The sequence below is a fragment of the Paracoccus sp. SCN 68-21 genome, from assembly GCF_001724535.1.
Lineage (GTDB): Bacteria > Pseudomonadota > Alphaproteobacteria > Rhodobacterales > Rhodobacteraceae > Paracoccus > Paracoccus hibiscisoli.
Map to the genome: position 1 here is coordinate 60,443 of NZ_MEES01000025.1, position 9,522 is coordinate 69,964.

Here is a 9,522-nt window from a genome sequence, read left to right on the forward strand (position 1 = left end):
CCACGGGTCCGAAACCGGCGCGGCCCACGGCCCATCGGCGGAAAACCGTCAGTGCGGACCCGGACCTGCGGCAGGTTCCCGCCGAGGTCATATCCTTCATCTTGCGGCATTTTTTTCTGCCGCTATGGCAGGTGCTGACGAAACAACCCCTTGAGGTCCCGATGCGCGCTGCGCTCTCTCTGGCCGCCCTTGTGCTGGTCGCCGCCTGCTCCACCACGCCCTCCGGCCCGTCCGCGGCCGCCGTCGAGGCGCAGGAAATGGCCCTGACCCAGGCACCCCCGATGCGGTGGGGAGAGCGCAATGGCGCCGACGAATGGACCCGTGCCACTATGGAGGCCCTGGGCCGCGAGGGCGTGACCATGCTGTCCAGCGTGCCCCATGACATCGCCGAGTTCTGCCCCAACTATCGCCAGTTGGCCCCAACGGGCCGCAAGGCGTTCTGGGCGGGACTGCTGTCCGCGGTGGCGCGGCACGAAAGCACCTTCAACCCGCAGGCGGCGGGTGGCGGCGGGCGCTGGATCGGGCTGATGCAGATCGCCCCGGCCACCTGGCGTCATTACGGCTGCGACGGCAACATCCGCGACGGGGCCGACAATATGGCCTGCGCGGTCAAGATCGCCTCGCGTCAGGTCGCGCGGGACAATGCCGTGGCGCGTGACGGCAGCGGCTGGCGCGGCGTGGCGCGGGACTGGGCGCCGATGCGCAGCCCCAAGAAGCGCGCCGATATCGCCGCCTGGACCTCCAGCCAGAGCTATTGCACCGCCGAAAGCTGATCCGCCCGCAGGGCGATGGGGGCCGCCGGCATGACCGGCGGCTTTTTCATGCGCCGCTCAGCGCAGCGCGGCCAGGATGCGCGCCCAGGATCGGGCACCCTTGGCAAAGCTTTCGACGTCGTATTTCTCATTCGGCGAATGGATGCGGTCGTCGTCGCGCGCGAACCCGATCAGCATCGAATCCATGCCCAGCAATTCCTTGAAATCGCCCGCGATGGGGATCGATCCGCCCGCCCCGATGAACGCGGCCTCCTGGCCCCATTCCTCGGTCAGCGCCTGTTTCGCGGTGCCGAAGGCCGGGTCGCCGATGTCCATGACGCTGGCCGGGCTGGCCCCGTGGTCGTGGAAATCGACGCGGCAATCGGCGGGGACAAAGCGGCGGACGTGATCCTGGAACGCCTGGCGCACCGCCGCTGGGTCCTGCGTGCCGGTCAGGCGAAAGCTGACCTTGGCGCGGGCCATGGCGGGCAGCACGGTCTTGAACCCGTCACCGGCATAGCCGCCGGCGATGCCGTTGATCTCAGCCGTGGGCTGGTTCCAGACCATCTCCAGGGCCGTGCGCCCGCGTTCGCCGATGGGGTCGGACAGGCCCACGCGGCCCAAGAAATCGCCCGCATTGAAATTCAGCGCCTGCCAGTCGCGCGCCAGTTCGGGCGACAGATCGGCCACGCCGTCATAGAAACCGGGCAGGGTGACGCGGCCGGTGTCGTCCTTCAGCGCGGCCAGCGCCTGCGCCAGGATCATGATCGGGTTGGCCGCCAGCCCCCCGAAGCTGCCCGAATGCAGGTCCCGATCGGCGGCGTGGACCACGACCTCCTGCCCGACCAGGCCGCGCAGCTGGGTGGTGATGGCGGGGCGCCCGTCGGCATGGCGCGACGTGTCGCAGATGATCGCCAGATCGGCCCGCAGATCGCCCGCATGCGCCTGGAGGAAGGGGCGCAGCGACGGAGAGCCGGATTCCTCCTCTCCCTCGAACAGCAGGATCAGGTCGCTGGGCAGGCTGCCATGCACGGCCTTCCAGGCGCGGAACGCCTCGACGAAGGTCATCAGCTGCCCCTTGTCGTCCGAGGCGCCGCGCGCGCGGATCACCCGGCCCTGGGGCGTGTCCTCGATGGCCGGGTCGAAGGGCGGGCGGTTCCACAGCTCCAGCGGATCGACGGGCTGCACGTCATAATGGCCATAGAACAGCAGCGGCCGCGCGTCGCCCGGTTGGCTGCGGGCGGTGACCATCGGGTGGCCCGGCGTGACGTGGATCTGCACGTCAAATCCCAGGGCGTCCAGATCGGCCGCCAGCCATTCCGCCGCGCGGCGCACGTCGACCGCATGGGCCGGGTCGGTCGAAATCGACGGGATTCGAAGAAAATCGGACAGACGCGCCAGCGCCGCGTCCAACCCCTGGTCCAGATGCGTCAGGATGTCCCCAACTCTTGCGTCAAAGCCCATGATTCCTACCTCTTGCAGTGCGCATGACAGGTATTTGCCTGCGTCTTTCGTCGAATTGCGACGTTTTCGGCCTGTTTTTTTCGCGCCTTGACCTCTATCAAGGCAAACAGCGCGCGGTCGGAGAATGATCGCACCCAGCCAGCTACGCAAGGGATCGCCCGCAATGAAGTATGACGCCGCCCTGGACAAGGCCCTGTCCCGCCTGCACGAGGAAGGCCGTTATCGGACCTTCATCGATATCGAGCGGGCCAAGGGTCGCTTTCCCCAGGCTGTCTGGAACCGCCCCGACGGAGAACGGCAGGACATCACCGTGTGGTGCGGCAACGACTATCTGGCCATGGGCCAGCATCCGGCGGTCCTGTCCGCCATGCACGAGGCGCTGGACGCCACCGGCGCCGGTTCGGGCGGCACCCGCAACATCAGCGGCACCACCGTCTATCACAAGCGCCTTGAGACCGAGCTGGCCGATCTGCACGAGAAAGAGGCCGCGCTGGTCTTCTCATCGGCCTATATCGCCAATGACGCGACGCTTTCGACGCTGCCCAAGCTGTTTCCCGGCCTGATCATCTATTCCGATGAGCTGAACCACGCCTCGATGATCGAGGGGATCAAGCGCAATGGCGGCGCCAAGCGCATCTTCCGCCACAACGATCTGGCCCATCTGCGCGAGCTGATGGCTGCCGACGATCCCGACGCGCCCAAGCTGATCGCGTTCGAATCGATCTATTCGATGGATGGCGATTTCGGCCCGATCAAGGGGTTCTGCGACCTTGCCGACGAATTCGGCGCGCTGACCTATCTGGACGAGGTTCACGCCGTGGGCATGTATGGTCCGCGCGGCGGTGGCGTGGCCGAGCGTGACCGCCTGGCGGGCCGCATCGACATCATCAACGGCACGCTGGGCAAGGCCTTTGGCGTCTTCGGCGGCTATATCGCGGCCAGCGCCAAGATGTGCGATGCGATCCGCTCCTATGCGCCGGGCTTCATCTTCACGACCTCGCTGCCGCCTGCGGTGGCCGCCGGGGCCGCGGCCTCCATCGCGCTGCTCAAGACCGCCGAAGGGCAGGAATTGCGCGATGCCCAGCAGCTGCATGCCCGTATCCTTAAAACGCGGTTGAAATCGTTGGGCATGCCGATCATCGACCATGGCAGCCATATTGTGCCGGTGCATGTCGGCCATCCGGTTCACTGCAAGGCACTGTCGGACATGTTGCTGCGCGATTACGGCATCTATGTCCAGCCGATCAACTTCCCGACCGTGCCGCGCGGCACGGAGCGGCTGCGCTTCACCCCGTCTCCGGTGCACGATCCCAAGCAGATCGACCATCTGGTGCGGGCAATGGATGCGCTATGGTCGCATTGCGCGCTGAATCGCGCCGAATTGAGCGCGTGATTCAATCGGGGCGTGAACGCCTCTCGCCTGCGTGATAACCTGCAGTTAAAGAAGCTGTGGCATCGTCCGATTCGGCGGGTGCACATAACAGGCGGATGGGGCATAGGCGATGAGCAGGCTGCGGGCACATGACCCGGCAGAAGAGTTCGTGCAGGTTGGGGATGCCGGTCATTTCCCTGACGACGACACGCGTTTGGGCGATCTGATGCGCGGAGAGCGCGCGACGCTGGGCAAATCGCTGCTGGACGTCCAGCGCGAATTGCGCATTCGCGCGTCCTATGTCGCGGCGATCGAGAATTGCGACATCTCTGCCTTTGACACGCCCAGTTTCATTTCCGGCTATGTGCGGTCCTACGCACGGTATCTGGGCATGGACCCCGACTGGGTGTTCCGCCGGTTCTGCCAGGAATCGGGGTTCCAGCCGACGCATGGCATGGCCCCGTCGGCTGCCGGTCCCAAGCCGGGTCGCCGCCCTTCTGACCCGGCTGAGGCCCTGGCCAATCCCCGCGCGCTGTTCATCCCGCAGGAGCGCAGCTTCTGGTCCGAGATCGAACCGCGCGCCATCGGTGCCATCGCCGTGCTGATGATGCTGATCGGCGGTCTGGCCTATGGCGGATGGGCACTTCTGCAGGAGGTTCAGCGTGTGACCCTGTCGCCGGGCGATGACGTGCCGACGGTGGTGGCCGATCTGGACCCGACCAGCGGCGCCGGGCTGTCCGACCCGGCCATCGACGGCGCGCAGGGCCGCGATCTGGCCCGCACCCTGCCGCAGCCCGAGGCAATGGATCGCCTCTATCGCCCGCAGATCCTGGAGGCGCCGGTCCTGACAGCGCGCGACGGCCCCATCGCGGCCATCGACCCGGGCCTGCTGGAAAGCCAGCCGACCATCGACGAGGTCATCGCCTCGGCCGGACAGATCACTCAGGTGCCCCTGCCGCAGAACCCGCTGGCGCAGCAGACCGGCGTCGCCCAGGCCCCCACCGCGACGCCCGGCGACGTGGGCCCGCTGCAGACCGCCCAGGCCCCCGCCGCCGAAGGGCCGGTGCGCACGCTGGCCCCCGCCGCGCCGGGGCTGGAGCTGCTCTCGGTGCGCCCGGCCTGGGTGCGGGTGACCTCGGCCGAGGGGACGGTGCTGCTGGAGAAGATCATGGATGCGGGCGAACGCTTTGCCCTGCCGCCGCTTGAGCAGCCGCCCGTCCTGCGCACCGGCAATTCCGGCGCGGTCTATTTCGCGGTGGACGGCCAGACCTATGGTCCGGCCGCACCCGGCGCGCAGGTCGTCAGCGGGATCGAGCTGTCGGCGACCAGCCTGCCGGAACGCTTTGCCGTGGCCGACCTGGGCGCGGACCCGGAGCTGGCGCAGATGATCGCCGTGGCGCAGATCCTCTCGACCGGGAGCGCCGAGACCGGCACCGAATAAGCGCGCCCTGCGCGGATGCGGCCGGTCCCCGGGCAGGGGGCCGGCCGTTTCGTATTCAGCCCCGCCAGGTCCGCTCCAGCAGGCCGATCCAGTTGTCGCACGCGATCTTGCGGATCAGCGCCTCGCCATAGCCCGCCCGCCGCATCGCGTCGATCAGCCGGGGCAGGGCCGCCACATCGGGCAGGTCGCGCGGCATCAGCGCCCCGTCGAAATCCGAGCCGAGCGCCACGCCCTCCTCTCCCAGAATGGCCATCAGGTGGTCCAGATGGCGGATCATCACGCCCAGATCCTCCAGCGGCAGCCGCCGCCCGTCGGGCCGCAGAAAGCTGGAGGCAAAGTTCAGCCCCACCAGCCCGCCGCTGTCGGCAATCTGGCGCAGCTGGCGGTCGGTCAGGTTGCGGCTGCTTTCGCAGATCGCATGGACGCCGCTGTGGCTGGCGACCAAGGGGGCGTCCGACAGGCGGGCGACGTCGTTGAACCCGGCCTCGTTCAGATGCGACAGGTCCAGCATGATGCCAAGGGCGTTGCATGCCCGCACCAGCGTGCGCCCCTGCGGGGTCAGCGCCTTGCCCCGGTCGGGCGACGACGGATGGGCAAAGGGCACACCGTGCCCGTAGTGCGTGGGACGCGACCAGACCGGCCCCAGGGATCGCAGCCCGGCCCGGTGCCACAGGTGCAAGGCATCGGGGTCGCTGATCGCCTCGGCCCCCTCCATGTGCATGATCGCGGCGATCCGACCGGCGGCGATGGTCGCGCGCAGCCCCGCCGCGTCGCGCACGATGTCCAGCGTGCCGGTGCGCTCCAGCGCCAGCAGGGCGGCGGCCTGGGCAAAGGCATGGGGCAGGGCCGCGTCGGGATGGATCGCCGGGGGCAGGGGCAGATCGAAGGGCGGGTTCTCCATCGCGTGCACCGCCGCGTGATCGGTCAGGCCCGCGGGCGAGGGTACCCAGATGGCAAAGAACCCGCCCACCATGCCCCCCGCCTTCAGGCGCGGCAGGTCCATGTGCCCCTGGCCGTCACCCTCCAGCCACAGCCGGGCGGCATGCGGTCCTGCCGCCGCCACGCGCTGCAGGAAATCATTGTGGCCGTCGAATACGGGGATCATGGCAGGTCCTTTGCGTCGAATAGGCTACAGGATGCACATCGTGCAGATGCCCGCAATGGTGCTTTGTCCTCTGAGGGTTGCGGGTTAGGCTGGTCCGGCAGTCCGCCAGCGAAAGGCCAGCCCATGCCCAGGATCACGTCCGATTTCGACGGTCAGACCGTCATCACCACCTTCGAGGTCACGCCCGGCAGCGCGCATGACGTGCTGGACCTGCTGACCGAGGCCTGGGCGCAGGTCATCAGCCGGCGCGAGGGCTGCCTGGGCGGCGCGATCCATCTGAACGACGCGCAGACCCGCATCGCCACCTATTCGCAATGGCGCGACCGCCGCGATTACCAGGCGATGCTACGCGACCCCGAGATGCGTCGCCGCAACCGCGAGATCCACGCAATGTGCAAATCCTTCGAGCCGGTGATGTACGAGGTTCAGTCCGTCCATCCCTGATGCTGCATCCGCAGAAACTTGATGCAATCGGCGGCGTTGGTCCCTAGGCTGGGGCAAACGCGGGGGATTAGCGCATGGCAGGTCGGATCATCACGGTGGCCCAGCAAAAGGGCGGATCGGGCAAGACGACGCTGGCCGTCAATCTGGCCGTTTGCCTGCACGCGCGCGGGCATTCCGTGGCGCTGGTCGATACCGACCCGCAGGGCAGCATGGGCCGCTGGTTCATGGAGCGGATGGAACGCAAGGGCGAGGACGAGGCGCTGGATTTCTCGACCTCGTCGGCCTGGGGGGCCAGCTACGAATCCGAAAAGCTGAGGAAGCGGTTCGATTTCGTCATCATCGACACGCCGCCCAAGATCGACAGCGACCTGCGCCCTGCGTTGCGTGTGGCCGATTTGGTGGTGGTGCCGGTGGCGACCAGCCATGTCGATCTGTGGGCGACCGAAGGCGTGCTGGATCTGGCGCGGCGCGAAAAGGCCGCGGTGCTGGTGGTGCTGAACCGCACGCGCCCCGGCACCCGCCTGTCGGTCGAGGTCGCCGAAAAGGCCGCCGAACTGGGGGCCGATGTGGCGGCGACGCAGGTGTCGAACCGCGTCGCCTATGCCGAGAGCCTTGGCCAGGGCTTGGGCGCGATAGAGCGTCCGAAGGGCCCCGCTCAGGCCGAGATGGCCGCCCTTACGGACGAGATCCTGGCCCGGATGGGCTGACCGGCCTCAGCGGCAGAGGCGCTCGGACTGGGCGGCAAAGTTGCGATAGCGGGCCCAGAAGGCGTTGTCGGCATCACGCTTGGAGGTGCGGACCTCCTGGGCGCGGTGCGGGTCGCGGAAGAACCGCGCGGCCTGGCGCTGGTCTGACCGCGACAGGGTCTGGTTCGCCACCTGCTGGATGCAACCGCACAGCGGCGCGTTGCCCCGCGCGCGGTCCGACCGGACGCAGGCGGTGTCGATGGGTCCGGCCATGGCCAGCGGGGCGGTCATGACGATCGCGGCGGCCGCGATCACGAATCGGTTCAGCATGGACTGTCTCCTCGATATGCCTCGGATGGCCGCGTGCCGGTTGGTCCGGTTCTTTCCGCCTTGGCCGATCCGGCGATCCTAGCAGCAAGCGGCCCGCCGCTCAATCGCGCAGCGCAGGGCCGGTGCGATCAGGTGGCGGGAAGCCGCGCGGCGGGAAAGCCCGCGGCCTGCAGGACGGATGCGGCGCGATCGGGGTCCAGCCCCTCGACGGTGACGCGCTTTTGGGGCAGATCGACGGTGGCGCGGCCGCCGCGATCGTCATGACCGCCCCGCTGGCCATGGCCGGACCCATCGACACCGCCTGCGTCCGGTCGGACCGCGCGCGGGGCAACCGCAAGAGGAGATGCAGATGACCCGGTTCGACGCCATCGGTCTGGATGCCGATGACACCCTGTGGGAAAACGAGACCTTCTTTCGCGTGACCGAGGCCGAATTCTGCGCCCTGCTGGCCGACCACGGCGACCCCGAGACCATCGCCACGCGGCTTTATGACACCGAGAGCGCGAACCTGGTGCGCTATGGCTATGGCATCAAGGGGTTCATGCTGTCGATGGTGCAGACCGCGATCGAGCTGACCGACGGGCGCATCGAGGGCCGCCAGATCGCCCGCATCCTGGATCTGGGCGCCGAGATGCTGGCCCATCCCGTCACCCTGCTGCCGGGGGTCGAGGCGGCGCTGGACGCAATGGAGGGGCGGCGGCTGATCCTGATCACCAAGGGCGACCTGATGGATCAGGAGCGCAAGATCGCCGCGTCCGGCCTGGCCGAGCGATTCGCCGCCGTGCAGATCCTGGCCGACAAGACGCCCGAGGCCTATGCCCGCGTGCTGATGGGGCAGGGGGTCGAGGCTGCGCGGTTCCTGATGGCGGGCAATTCGATGCGCAGCGACGTGATCCCGGTGCTGGAGCTGGGCGGGACGGGGGTGTTCATCCCCCATGATCTGACCTGGAGCCATGAGCATGCCGAGGCGCCCGATCATCCGCGTCTGCATCAGCTGCCCGACATGGGCGGGCTGCCCGCGCTGATCGCGCGGCTGGAGGGCGGGGCGTGACCGATAACGGGCGCGCCGCGCTGTTCATGTCGGGCTCGATGGCGATGTTCGCCATCGAGGATGCCTTCCTCAAGGTGCTGACCCGGACCATGCCGGTCTGGCAGTTGCTGGCGATGGTGGGGGTTATCGCGGGCGCGGCCTTCTGGCTGCGGCTGGCGCGGCGGGGCGGTCGGCTGTGGACGCGTGATCTGATGCACCCGATGGCGCTGCTGCGCAATGCCGGAGAGATCGTGGGCGCGATCTGCCTGGTGACAGCGCTGGCGGTGGGCGATCTGGCGGTGACATCGGCGATCCTGCAGGTGCTGCCGCTGACGCTGGTGCTGGGGGCGGCGCTGTTTCTGGGCGAAAAGGTCGGCTGGCGGCGCTGGCTGTCGGTGGCGGTGGGGTTCGCGGGGGTGCTGCTGATCCTGCGGCCGGGGACGGCAGCCTTCCAGCCCGCGATGCTGTGGGCGGTGGCCGGGGTCGCGGGGCTGACCCTGCGCGATCTGGCCACGCGGCGCATCCCGGCGGGGGTGGCGTCGGACCAGCTGTCGGCATCGGCCTATGGGGCGATGGTGCCGGCGGGCTGGTGCTGGGGGCGCTGGCGGGGCCCGCGCCGATGATGCCGGGCGCGGTCGAGGGCGCGCTGCTGGCGGGGACGGTCGTCTTTGGCGTGGTGGGCTATGCTACACTGGTGGCGGCCTCGCGTCTGGGCGAGGCGTCGGTGGTGGCGCCGTTCCGCTATACGCGGCTGGCATTCGCGCTGGTGGTGGCGGCGGTGATCTTTGGCGAGCGGCCTGATGCCGCGACGCTGGCGGGGGCGGCGCTGATCGCGCTGGCGGGCGGCTATGCGATGTGGCGCGAGGCGGGGTTGCGCCGGGCGCGCAAGCCGGTGGAC

Annotated in this window: 11 protein-coding genes; 8 read left to right on the forward strand and 3 right to left on the reverse strand. The window is 68.7% G+C overall.

Going from position 1 to position 9,522, the window contains the following annotated elements; translation table 11 throughout:
• Window positions 1-161 precede the first annotated feature (161 nt).
• Complete coding sequence (locus ABS73_RS09680) at window positions 162-773, forward strand: lytic transglycosylase domain-containing protein (RefSeq protein WP_136855091.1); 612 nt, start codon at window positions 162-164, stop codon at window positions 771-773.
• Between the two features lie 57 nt (window positions 774-830).
• Here the strand turns inward: ABS73_RS09680 and ABS73_RS09685 are convergent, their stop codons facing one another.
• Window positions 831-2,216, reverse strand: a complete 1,386-nt coding sequence (locus tag ABS73_RS09685) for a M20/M25/M40 family metallo-hydrolase (protein ID WP_277024760.1) — start codon at window positions 2,214-2,216, stop codon at window positions 831-833.
• Window positions 2,217-2,379: 163 nt separating this feature from the next.
• Here ABS73_RS09685 and hemA point away from each other — a divergent pair, with 163 nt between their 5' ends.
• Both hemA and ABS73_RS09695 read left to right on the forward strand, forming a co-directional pair.
• Window positions 2,380-3,609 carry a 5-aminolevulinate synthase gene (gene hemA, locus ABS73_RS09690; RefSeq protein ID WP_277024841.1) on the forward strand — a complete coding sequence of 410 codons (1,230 nt, stop codon included), beginning with the start codon at window positions 2,380-2,382 and terminating at the stop codon, window positions 3,607-3,609.
• Between the two features lie 109 nt (window positions 3,610-3,718).
• Window positions 3,719-5,029, forward strand: coding sequence for a helix-turn-helix domain-containing protein (locus ABS73_RS09695; RefSeq protein WP_277024764.1), 1,311 nt, complete (start codon window positions 3,719-3,721; stop codon window positions 5,027-5,029).
• Window positions 5,030-5,084: 55 nt separating this feature from the next.
• Here ABS73_RS09695 and ABS73_RS09700 read toward each other — a convergent pair whose 3' ends face one another.
• Complete coding sequence (locus tag ABS73_RS09700; RefSeq protein ID WP_277024766.1) at window positions 5,085-6,134, reverse strand: dipeptidase; 1,050 nt, start codon at window positions 6,132-6,134, stop codon at window positions 5,085-5,087.
• Window positions 6,135-6,257: 123 nt separating this feature from the next.
• Here ABS73_RS09700 and ABS73_RS09705 point away from each other — a divergent pair, with 123 nt between their 5' ends.
• Both ABS73_RS09705 and parA read left to right on the forward strand, forming a co-directional pair.
• Window positions 6,258-6,578 (forward strand): antibiotic biosynthesis monooxygenase family protein, encoded by a 321-nt coding sequence (locus tag ABS73_RS09705; RefSeq protein WP_136855096.1) that lies wholly within the window; start codon window positions 6,258-6,260, stop codon window positions 6,576-6,578.
• A gap of 74 nt (window positions 6,579-6,652) precedes the next feature.
• Window positions 6,653-7,285, forward strand: a complete 633-nt coding sequence (parA, locus tag ABS73_RS09710) for a ParA family partition ATPase (RefSeq protein ID WP_277024768.1) — start codon at window positions 6,653-6,655, stop codon at window positions 7,283-7,285.
• A 6-nt stretch (window positions 7,286-7,291) separates the two neighbouring features.
• Here parA and ABS73_RS09715 read toward each other — a convergent pair whose 3' ends face one another.
• Window positions 7,292-7,594, reverse strand: coding sequence for a hypothetical protein (locus ABS73_RS09715; RefSeq protein WP_211243626.1), 303 nt, complete (start codon window positions 7,592-7,594; stop codon window positions 7,292-7,294).
• Window positions 7,595-7,943: 349 nt separating this feature from the next.
• Here ABS73_RS09715 and ABS73_RS09720 point away from each other — a divergent pair, with 349 nt between their 5' ends.
• The 3 genes from ABS73_RS09720 to ABS73_RS16750 form a co-directional block, all read left to right on the forward strand.
• Window positions 7,944-8,645 (forward strand): HAD family hydrolase, encoded by a 702-nt coding sequence (locus ABS73_RS09720; protein WP_277024772.1) that lies wholly within the window; start codon window positions 7,944-7,946, stop codon window positions 8,643-8,645.
• Entirely contained in the window at window positions 8,642-9,247 is a 606-nt protein-coding gene (locus ABS73_RS16745; RefSeq protein WP_338118619.1) for a DMT family transporter, read from the forward strand. Before ABS73_RS09720 ends, ABS73_RS16745 begins: the two co-directional genes overlap by 4 nt.
• Window positions 9,214-9,522: EamA family transporter (locus tag ABS73_RS16750; RefSeq protein ID WP_353743328.1), on the forward strand; the 309-nt coding region annotated here is incomplete at its 3' end. The genes ABS73_RS16745 and ABS73_RS16750, both read left to right, overlap by 34 nt.

What these genes read in the sequence shown, in the direction of transcription:
- ABS73_RS09680 (WP_136855091.1), top strand. Translation starts at nt 162, where the DNA reads ATGCGCGCTGCGCTCTCTCTGGCCGCCCTTGTGCTGGTCGCCGCCTGC.
- ABS73_RS09685 (WP_277024760.1), bottom strand. Translation starts at nt 2,216, where the DNA reads ATGGGCTTTGACGCAAGAGTTGGGGACATCCTGACGCATCTGGACCAG.
- hemA (WP_277024841.1), top strand. Translation starts at nt 2,380, where the DNA reads ATGAAGTATGACGCCGCCCTGGACAAGGCCCTGTCCCGCCTGCACGAG.
- ABS73_RS09695 (WP_277024764.1), top strand. Translation starts at nt 3,719, where the DNA reads ATGAGCAGGCTGCGGGCACATGACCCGGCAGAAGAGTTCGTGCAGGTT.
- ABS73_RS09700 (WP_277024766.1), bottom strand. Translation starts at nt 6,134, where the DNA reads ATGATCCCCGTATTCGACGGCCACAATGATTTCCTGCAGCGCGTGGCG.
- ABS73_RS09705 (WP_136855096.1), top strand. Translation starts at nt 6,258, where the DNA reads ATGCCCAGGATCACGTCCGATTTCGACGGTCAGACCGTCATCACCACC.
- parA (WP_277024768.1), top strand. Translation starts at nt 6,653, where the DNA reads ATGGCAGGTCGGATCATCACGGTGGCCCAGCAAAAGGGCGGATCGGGC.
- ABS73_RS09715 (WP_211243626.1), bottom strand. Translation starts at nt 7,594, where the DNA reads ATGCTGAACCGATTCGTGATCGCGGCCGCCGCGATCGTCATGACCGCC.
- ABS73_RS09720 (WP_277024772.1), top strand. Translation starts at nt 7,944, where the DNA reads ATGACCCGGTTCGACGCCATCGGTCTGGATGCCGATGACACCCTGTGG.